Source organism: Rhodococcus sp. MS13 (assembly GCF_013277835.1).
In the GTDB taxonomy this organism is placed as follows: Bacteria; Actinomycetota; Actinomycetes; order Mycobacteriales; family Mycobacteriaceae; genus Rhodococcus_F; species Rhodococcus_F erythropolis.
Genome location: NZ_VBTL01000013.1, coordinates 525,825 through 545,755, shown reverse-complemented (window position 1 = coordinate 545,755; position 19,931 = coordinate 525,825). Strand labels below are relative to the sequence as shown.

The 19,931-nt window shown below is 63.4% G+C and carries 20 protein-coding genes; 1 reads left to right on the top strand and 19 read right to left on the bottom strand.

Going from position 1 to position 19,931, the window contains the following annotated elements:
• Positions 1–3: 3 nt before the first annotated feature.
• Complete coding sequence (locus FEZ59_RS28280; protein ID WP_020969331.1) at positions 4–582, bottom strand: TetR/AcrR family transcriptional regulator; 579 nt, start codon at positions 580–582, stop codon at positions 4–6.
• A 68-nt stretch (positions 583–650) separates the two neighbouring features.
• Between FEZ59_RS28280 and FEZ59_RS28275 the strand changes: the two genes are divergently transcribed.
• Complete coding sequence (locus FEZ59_RS28275; RefSeq protein WP_060938668.1) at positions 651–1,226, top strand: dihydrofolate reductase family protein; 576 nt, start codon at positions 651–653, stop codon at positions 1,224–1,226.
• Here the strand turns inward: FEZ59_RS28275 and trmD are convergent.
• The 18 genes from trmD to FEZ59_RS28185 form a co-directional block, all read right to left on the bottom strand.
• Positions 1,223–1,927, bottom strand: coding sequence for a tRNA (guanosine(37)-N1)-methyltransferase TrmD (gene trmD / locus FEZ59_RS28270; RefSeq protein ID WP_172933489.1), 705 nt, complete (start codon positions 1,925–1,927; stop codon positions 1,223–1,225). The two genes, FEZ59_RS28275 and trmD, sit on opposite strands and share 4 nt — an antisense overlap.
• 9 nt (positions 1,928–1,936) lie before the next feature.
• A complete protein-coding gene (rimM, locus tag FEZ59_RS28265; protein ID WP_020969330.1) occupies positions 1,937–2,509 on the bottom strand; it encodes a ribosome maturation factor RimM in 573 nt (190 codons plus the stop codon).
• A 14-nt stretch (positions 2,510–2,523) separates the two neighbouring features.
• On the bottom strand, positions 2,524–2,766 hold the full coding sequence (locus FEZ59_RS28260) for an RNA-binding protein (protein WP_003939023.1): 243 nt from the start codon (positions 2,764–2,766) through the stop codon (positions 2,524–2,526).
• The gene (gene rpsP, locus FEZ59_RS28255) at positions 2,763–3,233 is read right to left on the bottom strand and encodes a 30S ribosomal protein S16 (RefSeq protein ID WP_003942818.1); all 471 of its coding nucleotides are present in this window, start codon (positions 3,231–3,233) and stop codon (positions 2,763–2,765) included. Before rpsP ends, FEZ59_RS28260 begins: the two co-directional genes overlap by 4 nt.
• A gap of 209 nt (positions 3,234–3,442) precedes the next feature.
• The gene (locus FEZ59_RS28250; RefSeq protein ID WP_060938667.1) at positions 3,443–4,525 is read right to left on the bottom strand and encodes an amidohydrolase family protein; all 1,083 of its coding nucleotides are present in this window, start codon (positions 4,523–4,525) and stop codon (positions 3,443–3,445) included.
• 3 nt (positions 4,526–4,528) lie between these two features.
• A complete protein-coding gene (gene ffh, locus FEZ59_RS28245; RefSeq protein ID WP_003942713.1) occupies positions 4,529–6,106 on the bottom strand; it encodes a signal recognition particle protein in 1,578 nt (525 codons plus the stop codon).
• Between the two features lie 115 nt (positions 6,107–6,221).
• On the bottom strand, positions 6,222–8,729 hold the full coding sequence (locus tag FEZ59_RS28240; RefSeq protein ID WP_070796281.1) for a [protein-PII] uridylyltransferase: 2,508 nt from the start codon (positions 8,727–8,729) through the stop codon (positions 6,222–6,224).
• Complete coding sequence (locus FEZ59_RS28235) at positions 8,719–9,057, bottom strand: P-II family nitrogen regulator (protein WP_003942772.1); 339 nt, start codon at positions 9,055–9,057, stop codon at positions 8,719–8,721. Before FEZ59_RS28235 ends, FEZ59_RS28240 begins: the two co-directional genes overlap by 11 nt.
• 56 nt (positions 9,058–9,113) lie before the next feature.
• Positions 9,114–10,373 (bottom strand): ammonium transporter, encoded by a 1,260-nt coding sequence (locus tag FEZ59_RS28230; RefSeq protein ID WP_042450902.1) that lies wholly within the window; start codon positions 10,371–10,373, stop codon positions 9,114–9,116.
• Positions 10,374–10,620: 247 nt separating this feature from the next.
• Positions 10,621–12,084, bottom strand: a complete 1,464-nt coding sequence (ftsY, locus tag FEZ59_RS28225) for a signal recognition particle-docking protein FtsY (protein WP_172933488.1) — start codon at positions 12,082–12,084, stop codon at positions 10,621–10,623.
• Positions 12,085–12,126: 42 nt separating this feature from the next.
• The gene (gene smc / locus FEZ59_RS28220) at positions 12,127–15,714 is read right to left on the bottom strand and encodes a chromosome segregation protein SMC (RefSeq protein ID WP_172933487.1); all 3,588 of its coding nucleotides are present in this window, start codon (positions 15,712–15,714) and stop codon (positions 12,127–12,129) included.
• A 26-nt stretch (positions 15,715–15,740) separates the two neighbouring features.
• Positions 15,741–16,025, bottom strand: coding sequence for an acylphosphatase (locus FEZ59_RS28215; RefSeq protein WP_019747956.1), 285 nt, complete (start codon positions 16,023–16,025; stop codon positions 15,741–15,743).
• A gap of 5 nt (positions 16,026–16,030) precedes the next feature.
• Positions 16,031–16,954, bottom strand: a complete 924-nt coding sequence (locus tag FEZ59_RS28210) for a hypothetical protein (RefSeq protein ID WP_019747955.1) — start codon at positions 16,952–16,954, stop codon at positions 16,031–16,033.
• Positions 16,954–17,406: an OsmC family protein gene (locus FEZ59_RS28205; protein WP_020907278.1), complete on the bottom strand. Its 453-nt coding sequence runs from the start codon at positions 17,404–17,406 to the stop codon at positions 16,954–16,956. Before FEZ59_RS28205 ends, FEZ59_RS28210 begins: the two co-directional genes overlap by 1 nt.
• Before the next feature lie 41 nt (positions 17,407–17,447).
• Positions 17,448–18,317, bottom strand: coding sequence for a bifunctional DNA-formamidopyrimidine glycosylase/DNA-(apurinic or apyrimidinic site) lyase (gene mutM, locus FEZ59_RS28200; protein WP_019747953.1), 870 nt, complete (start codon positions 18,315–18,317; stop codon positions 17,448–17,450).
• Between the two features lie 8 nt (positions 18,318–18,325).
• Positions 18,326–19,099 (bottom strand): ribonuclease III, encoded by a 774-nt coding sequence (rnc, locus tag FEZ59_RS28195; protein ID WP_019747952.1) that lies wholly within the window; start codon positions 19,097–19,099, stop codon positions 18,326–18,328.
• 19 nt (positions 19,100–19,118) lie between these two features.
• Positions 19,119–19,301 (bottom strand): 50S ribosomal protein L32, encoded by a 183-nt coding sequence (gene rpmF, locus FEZ59_RS28190; RefSeq protein ID WP_007729318.1) that lies wholly within the window; start codon positions 19,299–19,301, stop codon positions 19,119–19,121.
• A gap of 2 nt (positions 19,302–19,303) precedes the next feature.
• The gene (locus FEZ59_RS28185) at positions 19,304–19,864 is read right to left on the bottom strand and encodes a YceD family protein (protein WP_007729319.1); all 561 of its coding nucleotides are present in this window, start codon (positions 19,862–19,864) and stop codon (positions 19,304–19,306) included.
• Positions 19,865–19,931: the final 67 nt, after the last annotated feature.

The following is a 19,931-nucleotide window of genomic DNA, read 5'->3' as shown; positions in this document are numbered from 1 at the left end:
CTTCTACGATTCGCGGGGTAGCGCTCGATCCACCGCGGCCTCGACGATCGTACGAATATCTTCCTCCCCGAACAGGTTCGGCAATGTCAGTCGATCCAGTACGAGCCAGTTCAGCGACAAATAGAGCAGGCGAACGGTCATCGCATCACCCGGCACGCCCGACGCCAGATGATTGGCTACGTTCAGATCGAAGTCTTCTCGGATGCGGACGGTCAGGACCGCTCGCAGGTCCGGACGACGTATCGCCTCCAGCCGCAACTCCATGAGCGCGAGGAAACCCGTTCCAAACGAGGTGACCCGCTCGACCACGTCGAGCATGAGCGTCACCAGTCGCTCACGATCGGTGCCGTTGACGGGATCGATCAATCCCTCGAGGTCGTCCGGAATCAGTCGCTCGTAGATCCGGCCACCGGCCTGCGTGAGTAGGTCGTCGCGATTGGAGAAGTAGTTCGACGCTGTCCCGTTCGGCACGGCTGCCTGGGTGTCGACGGCTCGAAAAGTCAAGCCTCGAGCACCCTCTCGGGCCAACACCTCGATTGCCGCGTCGATCAGGGCAAGCCGTCGTTCCGGGTTCTTTCGCACTTGACATCACTCCTGACACGACCCTAAGTTAAACCACTACAAACATAGTACTACGAACGGAGCGTTTGATGCGAAAGCTTGTGTACTACGTGGGAGCTTCCCTCGACGGCTACATCGCGGGACCAGACGGCGAATTCGATTTCTTCCCGGTTTCCGAACAGATCACGGCCTGGATATGTGATCGATATCCCGAGACCGTGCCAACGCATGTGCGGCCCGCTCTCGGAATCGAGGACGCACCCAACAGAACCTTCGACACGGTCGTCATGGGCCGCGGCTCTTACGAGCCCGGGCTGAGCCTCGGCGTGACCAGCCCTTTTGCGCACCTGCGCCAGTTCGTCGTCTCCAGCACCCTCCCTGGCGCCGAGGATCCCGCGGTCACCATCGTTCGCACCGATCCACGTGCGGTCGTCAGATCCCTCAAAGAGGAAGAAGGACAAGATATCTGGCTGTGCGGCGGCGGAACTCTCGCCGGCGAACTACTACCGGAGATCGACGAGTTGATCGTCAAAAGGTATCCGGTTGTCGCCGGCGCGGGCATACCGATGATCAGAGGTAACTTCGAGCCGACACTGTTCACACCGACTGCAACCGAATCGCTCGACGACGGCGCAAGCATCACCTGGTTGAAGAGAAATACCTAAGGAAGTAGATCCGGTCGACGCTCGGCCGTGCGCTGCAGCGACTGCTCATGGCGCCACGCCTTGATCTTCGCGTGATCTCCGGAAAGCAGAACAGGCGGAACCTCGAGATCACGCCACACGGCGGGGCGAGTGTAACTGGGCCCTTCGAGGAGCCCGTCGGAGAACGAATCCTCTTGGTGTGACAGCTGATTGCCGAGAACACCGGGCATCAGTCGCACAACAGCCTCGACCATCACCAGCACGGCTGCTTCACCGCCGATCAGAACGTAATCGCCGATACTGACTTCTTCGACGCGAACTCGCTTGGCGGCGTCGTCGAAGACGCGTTGGTCGATACCTTCGTATCGGCCGCAGGCGAAGACAAGGTGCTTGGCGGTGGCCCAGCGATGTGCGGTCGCCTGAATAAACGGGACGCCGGCGGGAGTCGGCACCACCAAGATCGTCTCGGCATCATCCGGGCCGGAAGTATCGGAGCGACCGATCACGTCGTCGAGCGCCGGGCCCCAGACGGTGGGTTTCATGACCATGCCGGGCCCGCCGCCGTACGGGGAATCGTCGACGGCTTTGTGTACGTCATGGGTCCACGACCGAAGATCGTGGACGTCGACCGAGATCAAGCCACGTTCGATTGCCTTGCCCAGCAAGGCAGCACGAAGCGGTTCGAGATACTCGGGAAAGATGGTGACGACGTCGAGACGCATGACAAACGATCAGTCGTTGTCTGGGTTCGAATTATCGCTGTTCGACTTGTCGCCGAAGTCCGGGTCGAGCAGCCCCTCGGGAGGCTCGATCATCACGACGCCGTCGGCAATCGACACCGAGGTGACGATGGCGGCGACAAACGGGATCAGCAATTCACCGGACGTCTCGCCGGTACGACGAATCGAAAGCAATTCGCCTGCGGCGGAATGTAATACCTCGATGACCGAACCGACCTCGGTACCGTCCGTGAGGACGACCTTCAGTCCTTCGAGTTCGTGATCGTAGAACTCGTCCGGATCATCCGAAGGCTCGAGTTCGGAACTGTCGATGACAAACAGTGTGCCGCGCAACGCATCTGCGTCGCCACGGTCACTGACGCCTTCGAGGCGCAGCAGAAGCCGCCCGGAATGATCCCGGGCGGCTTCCACTGTGTACGACTTCAGTGTGGACTCGCGCGGCTTGCGCCCACGCAGCACAGAACCTACGGCAAAACGATCTTCGGGCTCGTCTGTACGAACCTCGACTACCAATTCACCTTTGATGCCATGCGACTTCGCGACACGACCGACTACGAGTTCCACCTGTTTACTGCCGTCTACTGATCGGTGTCGACGACATCAACACGGATACCGCGGCCACCGATGCCGGAGACCAAGGTCCGCAGAGCGGTCGCCGTGCGACCACCCCGACCGATGACCTTGCCGAGATCGTCGGGGTGCACATGCACCTCGACGGTCCGTCCCCGACGTCCGGTGATCAGCTCGACACGCACATCGTCGGGATTGGCGACGATGCCACGCACGAGATGCTCTACCGCATCAGCGACGACGGCACTCACTTGTCAGCAGCCTCGGCGTCTGCAGCGGGAGCCTCGGCGTCAGCCGCGGTGTCTTCTGCCTTGGCCTCGTCAGCCTTTGCAGCCTTCTTCTTCTTGGGGGTGATTGCTTCTGCAACCGGCTCGTTCTCGGCCTGCGCGAGCGCAGCCTGGAAGAGCTCGAGCTTGGTGGGCTTGGCTTCCTTGACGCGAAGGGTGCCTTCGGTGCCCGGCAGGCCCTTGAACTTCTGCCAGTCACCGGTGATCTTGAGGAGTGCCTCGACGGGCTCGGTGGGCTGTGCGCCCACGGACAGCCAGTACTGAGCACGCTCGGAATCGATGTCGATCAGCGAGGGCTCTTCCTTGGGGTGGTACTTGCCGATGGTCTCGATCGCACGGCCGTCACGACGGGTGCGCGAGTCGGCGATGACAACGCGGTACTGAGCGTTGCGGATCTTGCCGAGTCGGGTGAGCTTGATTTTGACAGCCACAGCTGCAGTTCTCCTTCAGCGCGCACAACAGTGCTGCGCATGTCACGTGCAATTCAGCGACCCACACGATTTGTGAGCCCGGTTTTGCCTCTATCCTGTGACCGTCGCAGCGGTACGTAACCGGTTGCGACGAACAATGGTCCATTGTGCCAGATGGGTGGGCTCGTTCGGAAACCACCCTGTGCGCGCTTCGAGAGTGCAGGGACTCCCTAACCACTCACGGGGGTGCCGCGGAGGATCACACGCATCGGCTTCGCGAGCACATCGGGGTTTCCGCGCGGATCTTCGGAATAAACCACCAGGTCGGCGGGCGCTCCCTCTTCGATGCCCTGGGCACCCAACCAACTCCGCGCATCCCAGCTGGCTGCGCCCAACGCCTGGTGAGCTGTCAATCCGGCAACTTCGAGTTCGGCGATCTCGTCGGCGATCCGCCCGTGTCTGATCGATCCGCCGGCATCCGTTCCGGCATAGATCGGAATCCCGGCCTCGTGAGCGGCACCGATTGTCTGGTGCCGACGAGCGTGCAAATCGCGCATGTGCGCCGCGTAGATCGGATATCGCGTGGCGGAGTCCGCGATCTCGGGGAAAGTAGCGATGTTGATCAGCGTCGGAACCAGGGCCGTGCCGTGCGCGACCATCGACTCGATGGTCGCGTCCGTCAATCCGGTGCCGTGCTCGATGCAGTCGATACCGGCGTTGATCAGGCCGGGCAAAGCGTCTTCGGCAAAAACGTGAGCGGTGACCTTTGCGCCTTCGGCGTGGGCGGCAGCGATGGCCTCGACCAGGATCTCGTCGCTCCACAAGGGAGCCAGATCGCCGACGGAACGATCGATCCAGTCGCCGACGAGCTTGACCCAGCCGTCACCAGCGCGTGCCTGACGCACTACCTCGGCCGGCAACTGAGATTCGTCGTCCAGGTCGACCGGCAAGCCCGGGATGTACCGCTTGGGTGCCGCGATGTGCTGACCTGCGCGAATGATCCGCGGCAAATCGAGGCGCTCGTCGATGAACCTGGTGTCGACCGGTGATCCGGCGTCGCGGAGCAACAGCACGCCCGCGTCACGTTCGGTCTTCGCCTGCTCCAGCAAGCCGTCGACGGTTTCGCCGCCGCCACCGCCGTAGCGGATACCGACGTGACAATGCGCATCCACGAGACCCGGTGTGATCCAACCCGATTCGACGATCGTCTCCGCACCGGACACCGGCTCGAAGGAAATCAGCCCGTCGACGATCCACAATTCGATCGGCTCGGCATCGGGCAGACCGATACCCCGCAGATGAAGCGCAGCCACCGACTACTTCTTGGGCAGCTTGAGCTGGGAAAGATCGATGCCTTCCAGTCCGGGCGGCAACTGATCGAGACCCTTGGGCATGTTCGACAGGTCGGGCATCCCGGCCGGCATTCCGCCGGGCATACCCGGGAATCCGCCCATGCCGGGGAATCCTCCGCGCATCTTGGGCTGCGTCGGGCCCTTGCCGCCCTTCTTGCCCTTCTTGCCCTTCTTGCTGCGAACCTGCTTACGCGCGCCGGGCATGCCCATACGGCCGGCCATGGCAGCCATCATCTTGCGGGCTTCGAAGAAGCGATCCACCAACTGGTTGACGTCGGAAACCTTGACGCCCGAACCGTTCGCGATGCGCAGTCGGCGTGAGGCGTTGATGATCTTCGGATCGTCGCGCTCGGCCGGTGTCATACCGCGGATGATGGCCTGAATGCGATCGAGTTGCTTCTCGTCGACGTTGGCCAGCGCGTCCTTCATGCCGCCGGCACCCGGCAGCATGCCGAGGAGGTTGCCGATCGGGCCCATCTTGCGGACGGCCATCATCTGATCGAGGAAGTCTTCGAGGGTGAGCTGACCGGAACCGATCTTCGCTGCGGTCGCTTCGGCCTGATCGGCGTCGAAAACCTGCTCGGCCTGCTCGATGAGGCTCAGGACGTCGCCCATACCGAGGATCCGGCTGGCCATGCGATCGGGGTGGAAGACGTCGAAGTCTTCGAGCTTCTCGCCGGTGGACGCGAAGAGGATCGGCTGGCCGGTGACCTCGCGGACGCTCAGTGCGGCACCACCGCGGGCGTCGCCGTCGAGCTTGGTGAGGACGACACCGGTGATGCCGACTCCTTCACGGAACGCGTCGGCGGTACTGACCGCGTCCTGACCGATCATGGCGTCGAGGACGAAGATGGTCTCGTCCGGGTTGACGGCGTCACGGATACCGGCGGCCTGCGCCATCAGCTCCGAGTCGATACCGAGGCGACCGGCGGTGTCGACGATCACGACGTCGTAATGCTTGTTGCGTGCTTCTTCGACGCCGGCGCGGGCGACCTCGACGGGGTCGGCTGCGGAAACGCCGAGGGCGTTCTCGCCACCGCCGATGGAGGTACCGGGGTGCGGCGCGAAGACTGCCGCGCCCGCACGCTCACCGACGATCTGAAGCTGAGTGACGGCGCCGGGACGCTGAAGGTCGCAGGCAACGAGGAGGGGCGTGTGCCCCTGGTCCTTGAGCCACTTGGCCAACTTTCCGGCCAGCGTGGTCTTACCGGAACCCTGCAGACCGGCCAACATGATGACCGTCGGCGGAGTCTTGGCGAACTGGAGTCGACGAGTTTCGCCGCCGAGAACCTCGACCAGCTCTTCGTTGACGATCTTGACGACCTGCTGAGCCGGGTTCAGTGCACCCGAGACCTCGGCGCCCTTGGCGCGTTCCTTGATCTTGGCGATGAAGCTGCGCACTACGGGAAGCGCGACGTCGGCCTCGAGCAGGGCAAGGCGGATCTCGCGGGCCGTAGCGTCGATGTCGGCGCCGGACAGACGACCCTTGCCACGCAGATCCTTGAGAGATCCGGTCAATCTGTCGGAAAGGGATTCGAACACCGAGTGCGCTCCTGAAGGTCGTGCGAGTTAGCCGTGGATATTCTCGGGCACCAGCCTAGCCGCTACGCCCGCACCGATCCCAGCCGATGCGGGCGTAACTGCCGAAACCGGTCCGTCAATCCTCTTTCTTCTTCGGTTGTGGCACCGGAACCACCGCCAGCACCGCCTCCTCGACGCGCTCTCGCGCCGCGCGGGTATCGGCCTCACCGAAGTCGAGGCAGAACGCGTCGACCACCGAGGAACCCAACGTGGCGACCTTCGCCCACCGGATGTCGGCACCACTGTGTTCGAGTGCTGCGGCCAGTCGGCAAAGCAGGCCGACGCGGTCTTCGGTACGCAATTCGAGGATCGCGTGACCGTCACCGGGCGCGTCGAACCAGATGACCCGCGGCGGTGCCTGCGAATAGAGCACCGGAACCGCCGAATCCTTGTTTGTCTGGATCGGGTCGTCCCACTGCTCTGCCCGTGCCTCCTCGTCCTTGGCGTCGAGAAGTTCGAGCAGATTCAGTTCACCGGCCGAAGCGCGGATCAATTCCTGCCTGAGCAGCACCGCCTGCGGCGGTGTGCCGAACCTCGGTGTGACGACAAACGAATTGACCGCCGAACCCGCATGCGACCCCAGCGAAGCGGAATGCACCCGCAACGACTGCAGCGCCAGAACGCCGGCAGCCCGAGACAGCAGCCCGGGCGCGTCGGGCGCGATGACGGTCACGACGTAGGTGTGCGGATTCTCGGCCGGTACGAGCGAGACGTGAACCCCGCCCTCCTCGGCAATGGCCAACTGCTCGGGAGCGAGTGGGTCGGGTTGTGGGAGTTCCTCCCCCGCCATCAGCAAACGGCAACGACGCACGAGCTCACCGATCAGAGACGACTTCCAGTCGCCCCAGACGCCAGGCCCGGTGGCCAGCGAATCCGCCTCCGCCAACGAATGCAGGAGATCGAGAAGGGTCCCGTCCCCTTCGAGTGCGTCGACCACTCGCTGCACCGTTGCCGGATCGTCGAGGTCGCGACGGGTCGCCGTTTCCGGCAACAGCAAGTGATAGCGCACCATCGCCGTCAACGTCGCGACGTCGGAAGGCCAGAGTCCCAAGCGATTTCCGATCGCGGTGGCCAATTCGGCACCGACGACGCTGTGGTCTCCCCCTCGCCCCTTCCCGATGTCGTGGATCAACGCACCGAGCATGAGCAGATCCGGCCTAGCGACGCGAGTGGTGAATCCGCTTGCATACGCGGCGGTTTCGACCAGGTGGCGATCCACCGTCCACGTATGGACGGCGTCGCGCGGCGGAAGATCGCGAATGGTCCCCCACTCCGGCAGGAGGCGACCCCAGAGCCCGGTCCGGTCCATCGCCTCGATCACCGGAACGGCACGCGATCCCGAACCGAGCACGACCAAGAGATCGTTGACCGCATTTTTCGGCCACGGCTCACGCAGTTCCGGGGCATTGTCGGCCAGTCGATTGAGCGTCGACGCGGAGATCGGCATGCCGTTGGTGGCCGCCGCTGCCGCGACCCGCATCACCAGACCGGGATCCTTCTTCGGCCTCGCATCGCGCGCCAGGACAACTTCGCCGGCATGCTCGACGACGCCCTCGTCCAGTGGTCGCCGCACCGGCGCGCGACGCAGCCGCGACAAACCACGCCGGGGCAAGGAGTTTCCGGCGGTACGGATACCGACGTCCACCGAATAGCTGATGGTGCGCGCCGATTCACTGAGAAGGCGGGCCAGATCGAATCGATCACCGATCCGCAGCGCCGCACCGATTTCGTCGGCGTCCTGCGCTCGCAGTTGATCGCGGGCGCGACCGGCAACGCGGTGAAGTTCGGTGCGCACGTCGAGCAACCGCCTGTGCGCGAGTGCCAGACCGCCGCCGGGCGAGTTGGGTCCCAGCCCTGGCATCCCGTCGGTCAATTGCGCGATGGACAGGGCGTTGAGCAGTTGGACGTCACGCAGCCCGCCACGGCCGCTCTTGAGATCCGGTTCGGCGCGATGGGCGATCTCGCCGCTGCGCTCCCACCTCGTACGGGTCTGGGTGATCAATTCGTCGAATCGGCTGCGGATGTCCATGCGCCACTGTCGACGGACACCACTGATCAACAGGTTGCTCAGCTCCACATCGCCGGCAATGTGGCGTGCTTCGAGCATTCCGAGTGCCGCCGTCATGTCGGTGGCCGCAACCTGAAGCGCCTGCGGAAGCGTCCGCACGCTGTGGTCGAGTTTGATGTGCGCGTCCCACAGCGGGTACCACAGGCTGTCCGCAACCTGGGCCACGACTGCTGGGTCCATGTCGTCGTGCAGCAGAATCAGATCGAGATCGGAATACGGCAACAGTTCGCGTCGGCCAAGACCACCCACGGCGACGATGGCAAACCCACAATCCGGTTTGATGCCCAGTTCGGTCCCCTTGGTGGTCAACCAGAACTCGTGCAGATCGACCAGTGCATGTCGCAGTGAGGGGGCGTCGAGCCTCCTGTTCTTGACGCCTCCGGTGAGTAGGGCCTTGCGTGCGCGGGCCAGGTCCGCAGCTTCGTCGGATCCCCCTGACGAGACCGGCCCTGGCCCCGTCGCTTTCGCGACGGAACCAGGGCCGAGGTTCTCGGACCCTTTCGGGTCAGAGTGCATCGCCACCGCGTTCCCCGGTGCGAACCCGGATGACCGACTCGACTGGCGAGACCCACACCTTGCCGTCACCGATCTTGCCGGTTCGAGCTGCCTCGACGATCACCTCGACGACCTTGTCCACGGCCGCGTCGTCGACGACGACCTCGACCCGGACCTTGGGTACGAAGTCCACGGAGTACTCCGCGCCTCGGTACACCTCGGTGTGGCCCTTCTGTCGGCCGTAGCCCTGAACTTCGCTGACTGTCATACCCAGCACTCCGGCCTGCTCGAGTCCGGTCTTGACGTCCTCGAGCGTGAACGGCTTGACGATTGCTGTGATCAGCTTCATGTGCTCATCCCTTTCCAAACTCTGAAGTGCCTGAATTCACTTTAATCACGTGCTGATCACGCGAGGTCGTATGCGGTCTCTGCGTGTTCGGTCTCATCGATGCCGCGTGCCTCGTCCTCGGCCGAGATTCGCCAGCCCAGGGGCTTGAGTGCGAAGCCGATGATCGTCGTCAGAACGCCGGTGAAGACGAGTGCTGCGAGTGCGATCACGATCTGAACCACCAGTTGCTTGTAGTCGCCGCCGTAGAAGAGGCCGGTTGCGGTGCCGAAGAATCCGATACCGATCGTGCCCCACAGGCCGGAGACAAGGTGCACGCCGACGACGTCGAGCGAGTCGTCGAAGCCGAAGCGGAACTTCAGGCCGACTGCGAGAGCGGACAGGATGCCGGCTACGGCGCCGAGGAAGATGGAACCGACCGGGTTGAGCGCACCGGCAGCAGGGGTGATGGCGACCAGACCGGCGACCGCACCGGAAGCTGCGCCGAGGCTGGTGGCGTGACCGTCACGAATACGCTCGGTGGCGAGCCAGGCCAGGACTGCGGCACACGTCGCGGTGGTCGTGTTGACCCAGGCGAGACCGGCGTTACCGTCGGCGGCGAATGCCGAGCCGGCGTTGAAGCCGAACCAACCGAACCAGAGAAGTGCTGCGCCGAGCATCACGAAGGGCAGGTTGTGCGGACGGAAGGCGGTCTTGCCGAAGCCGAGACGCTTGCCGACGATGAGGGCGAGGACCAGACCGGCCATACCCGCGTTGATGTGAACGACTGTGCCACCGGCGAAGTCGATCGGAGCGACGTTGGCGACGGTGACTCCGTCGTCGTTGACCGTGGTGCCGAAGAGCTTTGCCGCGATGCCGTCCTCGGAGCCCGAGAGGAGTCCGCCGCCCCAGACCATGTGTGCGAGGGGGAAGTAGACGACGGTGACCCAGATACCCGAGAACAGGAGCCAGGTGCCGAACTTGACCCGCTCGGCCAGGGCACCACTGATAAGGGCGGTGGTGATGATCGCGAATGTCACCTGGAACGCGATGTCGATGACGTTGGGGTAGCCCCACGCGCCGGCGATGAAGTTGCCGTCAGCATCGGTGATGCTGTTCTTGAGGCCGAAGAACTCGAACGGGTTGGCAAAAATGCCCCCGATGTTCTCGGTGCCGTAGGACATCGACCATCCCCACAGAACGTAGATGACGCCGATGACGGCCATGGCCCCGAAGGACATCATCATCATGTTCAGGACGGACTTGGACCGAGACATCCCGCCGTAGAAGAAAGCGAGGCCGGGTGTCATCAGCAAGACCAGAGATGCAGCCATCAGCATCCATGCGGCGTTACCGGAGTTCGCCAACAAATCGTCGGTACTCACTTACTACCTCCTAGTCGCACGTGCCGGGCAGCACGTCGTTAAGGAGAAGAGTGCTGGGCTGGTGTTTCGTCCATGGCGCTGTCGCGTTTCGCAGACGTGAACCAATTGCCCAACTTTGTTGCAAACAGGTTTCGCCAGGGGGTTCTACCGACCCTGTGCGCCTTTTCGGTAGTTCGCGCTACCAAAAAGGCGCACGGGGGCGTCAGCCCAGCAGGGCGTCGACGAACGCACCCGGCTCGAAGGGCGCCAGGTCGTCGGCACCTTCACCGAGACCGACCAACTTCACCGGCACACCCAGTTCATGCTGAACCTGGAAGACGATTCCGCCCTTGGCGGTTCCGTCCAGCTTGGTCAGTACGACGCCGGTGATGTCCACGACCTCCGCGAACACTCGAGCCTGCGCCAGTCCGTTCTGGCCGACCGTCGCATCGAGAACCAGCAGAACGTCGTCGACCGACGCCTTCTTCTCGATGACACGCTTGACCTTGCCGAGCTCGTCCATCAGACCGGTCTTGGTGTGCAAACGGCCGGCGGTGTCGATGAGGACCACGTCGACGCCGTCCGCGATGCCCCGTGAGACCGCGTCGAAGGCAATCGCAGCGGGATCGCCACCCTCCTTGCCACGAACAACTTCAGCGCCGACACGCTCGGCCCACGTCTGGAGCTGATCGGCAGCGGCGGCGCGGAACGTGTCCGCGGCACCGAGCACGACGCGACGACCGTCGGCGACGAGCACGCGAGCCAGCTTGCCGGTGGTGGTGGTCTTGCCGGTTCCGTTGACGCCGACGACGAGCAGAACAGCCGGGTGATCATCGTGCGGCAACGCGCGGATGGAGCGGTCCAGTTCGGGACGCAGCTCGGCGATCAACACCTCACGCAGGAGCGCGCGGGCGGCAGCCTCGGTCCGGACGCTGCGGGCCGCCATCTGCTCACGAAGCTTCGTGACGACCTTTTCCGTGGTCGCGGAGCCGAGATCTGCGATGAGAAGGGTGTCCTCGACTTCTTCCCACGAGTCCTCGTCCAGATCGCCGCCACCGAGCAGACCGAGCAAGCTCTTGCCGACCGCTGACTGCGAGCGGGAGAGGCGCCCGCGCAGTCGGTCCAGCCGACCCTCGGTCGGGTCGATCTCGTCCAACACGCGCGGTGCAGGCTCGACAGGTTCGGGAACTACGACGGGTTCGGGAACTACGACGGGCTCGGGTACGACTGCAGGTTCGGGAACGACAGGTTCTTCGACAACAGGTTCTGCTACTGGTGGTTCTTCTACGACCGGCTTTTCGATTACCGGCTCTTCGACAACCGGTTCCTCAACAACAGCGGGTTCTTCGACAACCGGCTCCTCGACGACGGCCGGCTTCTCAGCAACAGGTTCTTCGATGATCGGTTTTTCGACGACAGGTTTTTCGACGACAGGCGGCTTCTCCGCGACCGGCGGCGTCGGAACCACCGGAGGTGGCGCCGTTGCCGTCGAGCCTTGACTGAAGTTGAACCCGCCGCCGGCCTTGTAGCCGCCTGACTTGTCCTTCTCGGGGGTGCCGAGCTCCGGCTTCGTCTCGGGCGCCTTCAGCGACACCTGCCCCTTGCGGTAGCGCAGGAATCCGGCAACGAGAACGACGAGTAGTACGGCCGCTACAGCCGCGATGATGATCCAAGCCTGGGTAGTCACCGGCCCATTGTTTCAGGCTCCGACCCGGAAAGTGAGCAGGGCTTACGTCGAGGCCATGTCTTGACCGCGAAGTCGCTGCGAAATCACGGTGGTGATGCCGTCGCCGCGCATGCTGACTCCGTACAACGCGTCGGCGATTTCCATCGTCGGTTTCTGGTGAGTGATCACGATCAACTGCGACTTCTCCCGCAATTGTTCGAAGAGTCCGATCAGCCGCCGCAGGTTGGTGTCGTCCAACGCCGCCTCGACCTCGTCCATCACGTAGAACGGGGACGGGCGTGCCCGGAAGATCGCGACCAGCATGGCCACCGCGGTCAACGACTTCTCGCCGCCCGACAGCAACGACAACCGCTTGACCTTCTTACCGGGCGGACGCGCCTCGACTTCGATGCCTGTGGTCAGCATGTCCGACGGATCGGTGAGAACCAGTCGTCCTTCTCCCCCGGGGAACAATTTCTCGAACACGCCCACGAACTCCCGCTCGACGTCGGCATAGGCCTCGGTGAACACCTGCAGGATTCGTGCGTCCACGTCTGCGACCACAGCAAGAAGGTCCTTACGGGCGGTCTTGACGTCCTCCAATTGAGTGGAGAGGAAGGTGTACCGCTCCTCGAGAGCTGCAAATTCCTCGAGCGCCAGCGGATTGACCTTGCCGAGGGTGGCGAGGTCTTTCTCCGCCCGCTTCGCGCGCCGTTCCTGAGTCGCACGATCGTACGGAAGCGGAGCGGGGGCGGTTACCTGCTCGCCGCGCTCCTTGGCCTGCTCGTACTCCTCGATTTCGAGAGCGGTCGGCGGCAGTTCGACGTCGGGTCCGTACTCGGCGATCAGATCATCGAGGCCGATACCGTACTGATCGAGGATCGACTCCTCGAGTTGTTCGATACGCAGCGCTGCCTGAGCCTTCGCAACCTCGTCGCGATGGACGGCGTCGGTGAGTGAAGCGAGCTGTCCGGTCAGTGCACGGACGATCTCGCGGACCTGATCCAGTTTGGCCGTGCACTCGGAGCGGGCCCGAGCCAACTCGTCGCGATGAGCAAGAGCTGCGGCGACGACGGCCTCGAGTTCGGCCGCCACGCGCTGCCCCGACTCGGCGACGGCAGCTGCAACCTCCGCAGCGTGCGCTCTGGCGCGCAGAGCCCGCTCGGCGCGAATTCGTGCCTCTCGTTCGGCAGCAGCGGCGCGGCGAAGCGAATCAGCCTTTCCGCGTACGGATTCCGCACGTTCTTCGGCGGTGCGCACGGCAAGGCGAGCATCCATTTCGACTATGCGCACTTCGGCCAGCGCTGCTGCGGCCATTTCGCGATCGGCAGCGGTCGATTCCGCACCGTGTCCCGGTGCAGTGCCGTCGGTTTCGGCGACGCGCAGACGTTCTTCCAGGTCCGCCAGCTTTGTCAGCGACTCACCGCGGCCCTCCTCGGCACGCACTCGCTGGGCAGTCAACCGCTCGGATTCCGCATGGGCGACTCGTGCTGCCTGCCCCAATCTGCCCAACTGCTCGTAGATCGCGGACATGGCAGCGTCCGACTCGTTGAGCGCGGCCAAAGTCTGCTCCGCGGTCTCGCGTCGAGCGGCCTGTTCGGCCAGAGCGCCGGACAGCGCCGCATCGAGTTCCTCGGATCGGCTCTCCGTTGCCGCCAGTTCCGCTGCTGACGCGTCGATCGCCGCCTGTACCTCCAGCGTGCTGGGTTGCCGATCCGAGCCACCGATCATCCACCCCGAACCGTGCAGATCGCCGGAACGCGTCACTGCACGAATTCCCTTGTGATCAGCAACAACTCGAATCGCGTCCTCGAGAGTCTCGACCAGGACAACGCCATCGAGTATTGCGGTCAACCCCGCACGCAACTCATCAGGGCAGTCGATGACGTCGACGGCAGGACGACTGCCCGGTGCGATCTCGGCCTCGCGTTTGATCACCGGTTCACCGCTCACGATCAGCGAGGCACGCCCACCGTCCTGATCGGCCAGCGCTGCAACAGCGGAGCGAGCCGAGTCCAGCGACTGCGCCACGACGGCGTCCGCCGCCGGCCCCATCGCGGCAGCGATGGCAGCTTCGTAGCCGGGCTCGACGTGAATCAATCCGACCAGCGAGGTGATGCCGTCGTCGCGCCGATGTTCGAGCAGCCAGCCGCCACCGTCCTTGCGCTGCAAGCCCATCGACAGTGCCTCGACGCGCGCACGGAGCGAAGCTATGCGTTGCCCGCTCGTCTTTTCTTCCTCACGAAGTTCTTCGACACGTGCGTCGATCATCTCGAGAGCTTCGACGGCGCGTTCATGATTGGTGTCGAGGCCTACTTCACCGGCGTCGAGGTCCCCGATGCTTTCCTGCACCGTGTCGAACTCGGCTTGTGCGGCATCCCCACGCAGACGAGCCTCGTCGATGGCCTCGGTCAGTCGGGAAACTTCCGCGTCGACGGATTCGACGCGGGTACGCAGAGTGTCTACCTGACCGGAGAGTCGAGCGAGACCTTCACGGCGGTCGGCGACGGCACGAACTTCCGCCATGTGCGCCCGTTCCGCTTCTGCTGCAGCATCTTCGGTGGCTGCCAGCTGGTCCCGAGCAGCTTCCGACGCCGCTCGCGCGATTTCGACGCCTTCGAGGAGTTCGGCCTCCTCGGCCGCAAGACGTTCGGCGCGCGCTTCCATCTCGTCCGGGTCCTGGCCGCGGTTGCCGACGGGTTCGGAGTCGAGATGTCGTGCACGCTCGCGGGCGATGCGCACGGTGGCGTTGACTCGTTCGGCAAGCGCGGAGAGCTGGAACCAACTCTGCGCTGCCGCTTCCGATCCCGGAGTCAGACGAGCGAGAGCTTGCTCCTGGCGCCCGAGTTCGAGGTTGGCCTCGTCGAGCGCGGACGCCACCTCGTTGTGCTGTTCGCGGGCCGCTTTCTCGTCCTGCGCCTGGTCGTTCAGTTGGGTTCGACGGGTCACCAGGTCGTCAGCGGCCAGCCGCATCTTGGCATCACGCAGGTCAGCCTGGACCGTCTGTGCTCGCCGAGCAACCTCGGCCTGGCGTCCCAGCGGTTTGAGTTGCCGACGCAGTTCCGCGGTGAGGTCACTGAGTCGAGCGAGATTGGCCTGCATGGAATCGAGCTTGCGTACCGCTTTTTCCTTGCGGCGGCGATGTTTGAGGACCCCCGCGGCTTCTTCGATGAAGGCGCGTCGATCCTCGGGGCGGGATTCGAGGATCGCGGCGAGCCGTCCCTGCCCGACGATGACATGCATTTCGCGGCCGATACCGGAGTCGCTGAGCAGTTCCTGGACGTCCATCAGACGGCAGGACGAGCCGTTGATCTCGTACTCCCCCGCGCCGTCGCGGAACATCCGGCGCGTGATCGACACCTCGGAGTACTCGATCGGGAGCGCGCCGTCGGCGTTGTCGATGGTCAAGGTCACCTCGGCGCGGCCAAGCGGCGCGCGGCCGGAGGTGCCGGCAAAGATGACGTCTTCCATCTTGCCGCCGCGCAGAGCCTTGGCGCCCTGCTCGCCCATCACCCAGGTCAACGCATCGACGACGTTGGATTTACCCGAGCCGTTCGGCCCGACGACACAGGTGATCCCCGGCTCGAACCGAAGAGTCGTTGCCGACGCAAAGGATTTGAATCCCTTGAGTGTCAGACTCTTGAGGTGCATGGGGGGAAACTTTACCGCCAAACCGGTCAGCGTTCGACGAACCCTGTCAGGTCGCCCCTGGCGGGGTCCCAGCTGTCGACCACGAGATCCACCGTGCCCGGTGTTGTTCCCGAGCGAAGCAACTCCAACAATCTCTCGAGCTGCGTGCGTTCGCCTTCCGCCACGACGAGCACTCGACCGTCACGCTGATTCGACGCATATCCGATCAACCCGAGTTCGAGGGCGCGGGCCCTGGTCCACCACCGGAACCCGACGCCCTGAACATATCCGTGAACCCACGCCGTCAACCGCACAGGCGGTGTCTCAGTCATGACGTTCAGCCCGCCACACGTTCGAGACGGTGGACCTCGCCGAGGAAACCGACGGTGTAGATCGAGTTGGGGTCCCAGCCCGGGCCGGCACCGAACTTCACCGCGGATGTGAACGGCAGACCCGAGGCGATCTCACACGAAGATCCCGAATCCGGATCGACGCGAACAACTTTGCCGCCGGCATTGAATGCGACGTACAACGCGCCGTCCGGTCCGACGGTCAGATCGTCCGCCATGTTTGCCGGACCGAACCCGGGGAGCGTGATCGTTCGCACCGGCCCGCCCAGATCGTGTGCGTCGAGGACGTGGACCGCGGTCACCATGTCGAAAGTGGTCGTTACGTAGATCGTCGAACCGGAGCGTGCGAGGCCGTCGACGGTGCCGAGATCCTCACGAACGATCGAACTGGTTCCGTCACTGTCGATGACCGTGAGCCCCGGCCGGGTCAGGGTGCGAGCTGTGAGGAAACGGTTACCGTCCAGCGGCACAAGCCCGTTCGGCATCACCAGACCGTCGGCAATCGTTGTCACCGATCCGTCTGCGACGTCGACCTTACGAAGGCTGCCGTCGGCGATTCCGAACAGACCCGAGACAGTCGAGTTGCCCGTGGTGAAGTACACGGAACCGTCACGCGCGACCAGCCCGCCAGGTCCGGTTACGTCACCGACCAAAGTTGTCCGTGTTCCGTCCGGCGCCACTTTCAGCAGTGCACCCGGCCCGATCAGAGCCGACTGCGACAACACCATCGATCCGCTGCCGTCGAATTCGAGATTCTCGAGCATTCCGGCACCAGTCGTCACGACGCTCGACGTCCATTTGCCGCAACCACCGTCCGAGCCGTCGGCCGGGACCGAGGCCTGTGCCGGAGCACTCACCGCCACAACGGAACCCAGTGCGATCGCAGCGACAACACTGCCGGCGCGGGACATCAGGCTTCCGTGTCGAACGACAGCGTGACCTTGGTTCCGGCCTTGAGAGTGCGCCCGACCGTGCACACCTTGTCGACGGAACGCTCGACGAGAGTGATGAGGCGCTGCTGCGCTTCGGCATCCAACTCACTGAGGTCGAGTTCGAGAACCTCGTCGAGCTGCGGGTAGACCTCGTTTTCACGATCGGCGGCACCGGACACTCGGACCGTCGCGTCGTAGTTGTCACCGAGGCGGCGAGAGATCGGGAAGTCTGAGCTCATCCCGGTGCATGCAGCCAGTGCAATTTTGAGGAGTTCGCCGGGCGTGAAGACTCCTGGCACCGATTCGGAGCCGATGAGAACCTCTGCGCCGCGCGAACTCTTGCCGGTGTAGAGGCGGGTTCCTGTGCGTTCCACCCAAAGCTCCGTGTGAGCTGGGGCGGTTGCAGTGTTGTCTGGAGTCTGTTCAGCCATGACGCAATCTTGCCACTCCGCCGAACCGAAGGGGCGAAGACCTAGGCGATTCGCCGTGCCCTCGGGGTCGGCTGACACCGCGGGCAACTGAACGACGATCGATTCATGAACTTCTCACGCTTGATCGGCGCGCCGCATCGCGGGCACGGAAGATTCTCCTGCCCGTACGCCGACAGCGACCGGTCGAAGTAGCCCGATTCCCCGTTGACGTTCACGTACAGCGCGTCGAAGGACGTACCGCCCTGATCGAGCGCCTCGCCCATCACCGAGTGCGCCGCGGTCAACAGTTCTCGAAGTTTGGGCCTGGTGAGCGATTCGGCGATTCGGTTGCCGTGAATCTTTGCACGCCACAATGATTCGTCGGCGTAGATGTTTCCGATTCCGGAGACCACTGTCTGGTCGAGAATCGCCCGCTTGATCTCGGTGTGCTTGCCCCGCAGGACTTTCACGACGGATTCGAGATCGAACGCAGCATCCATGGGATCGCGAGCGATGTGCGCCACCGACTCGGGCAGCATCGTTCCGTCGACCTCGACGAGGGGTGAAATCGACCAGCCACCGAAGGTCCGCTGGTCGACGAATCGAAGATCAGCCCCGGAATCGAGGGCCAACCGAATGCGTAGGTGCTTTTCCCAGTCGACTGTCGGGGGTTGGACCAACATCTGTCCGCTCATCCCGAGATGAACCACCAGTCCGACACCGGCAGGCTCGAGAACCAGCCACAGATACTTGCCGCGCCGCTCTGCCGAAGCGATGGTCTGCCCGGTGAGTTGGCCGATCAAGTCCTCGGAACCGAGAATGTGGCGCCTGATCGCGCGGGGATGGAGGACCTCGACGGCCTCGATCGCCGCACCTACAGCATGAGACTGTAGGCCGCGGCGAACGACTTCGACTTCGGGAAGCTCAGGCAAGAGTGAACTCAGCCGGCGAGATCAGACGGGTTGTCAGCAGCGACTGCGCTAGCAGCGGCATTCTCCGACATCGTCTTCCATGCCGAACTTGCTGCCTTCTGCTCGGCTTCCTTCTTGGAACGACCGACACCGACGCCCAAGGGCTTGCCACTGATGAGAACTGTGGCCGTGAATTCCTTGTCGTGATCGGGTCCGGTAGCGGTGATCTCGTAGACGGGAACTCCGGCACCGTGTTCTGCGGTCAGTTCCTGCAGACTCGTCTTCCAATCCAGACCCGCGCCGAGAAGCGGTGCGCGAGTGAGTAGATCGTCGAACAGATCGAGAACAACACGTCGCGCAGTATCGATGCCGTGCTGCAGGTGAATGGCGCCGAGAATCGACTCCATACCGTCGGCGAGGATGGACGGCTTGTCACGGCCGCCCGTCATTTCCTCACCCTTACCCAGCAGCAGGTGCGCTCCGAGTCCACCTTCACCCAGAGTCCTGGCAACCTCGGCGAGTGCATGCATGTTGACCACGCTGGCACGAATCTTCGCCAGATCACCTTCGGATTTGTCCGGGTGGGACAGATAAAGATTTTCGGTCACCGTGACGCCGAGAACGGAATCCCCGAGAAATTCGAGGCGCTCGTTCGTGGGAAGACCGCCGTTCTCGTACGCGTACGAGCGGTGCGTGAGAGCCAGGGTCAGAAGACCGGGCTCTATATCTACGCCGACAGCGGCGAGGAGCTTGTCGTGATTGCCCTCGCCGCCGGCGGCTGAAACTGTATTTTCGCTCGTCATAGTCTTTCTCCGGGGAGAACTAGACAGCAGCGGTTACCTGGCGGCCCTTGTAAGTACCGCATGACGGGCATGCGATGTGGGGAAGGGTCTGCTCGCCACAGCCACGGTTGGGGCAGGTAACGAGGGTGGGCACAGTGGTCTTCCACTGGCTACGACGCGACCGCGTGTTGGATCGCGACATTTTGCGCTTGGGGACAGCCACTTCTACTTCTCCTCGGCTTCGGTGATCACAAGATTTTCGCTGGTGTTTGATTCCACGCCAAATTTGGCCGCGAGACCAGCCCAGCGAGGATCAAGTATGTCATGCCCATGCCCAGATTCCGCAATCGCCAGGCGAATGCCACATTCTGAGCACAATCCCAGGCAATCATCACTGCACAGAGGCTGGAGCGGAAGCGCCAGACCGACTGCATCGACGATGACCGGTTCGAGGTCGATTTCGTCGTCTTCGACCGCGTAGACCTCTCCCTCTTCCGTCGTCTCCTCGGTGGTGCTGTCCGGGTAAGCGAACAACTCCGTGAGATAGATGTCCACGGTGTCGGTGAAAGGTTCAAGGCACCGCGAGCATTCACCCTTGGTGGGTGCGTGCACGTTTCCGGTGACGAGAACGCCTTCGGACACTGCTTCGAGACGAAGATCGAGATCTATGTCCGCGCCCGCTTCGATCGCGATCAGATCGAGACCGATACGGTTCGGGGACTGAATTGTTCTCTCGACGGTACGCATCGACCCTGGACGACGACCGAGCTTGACCGTGTCCAGCAAAAATCCCGCATCACTTGACTGATGCGACGAACTACGACGATGCGTTGACAAAGAGAACTCACCTAAC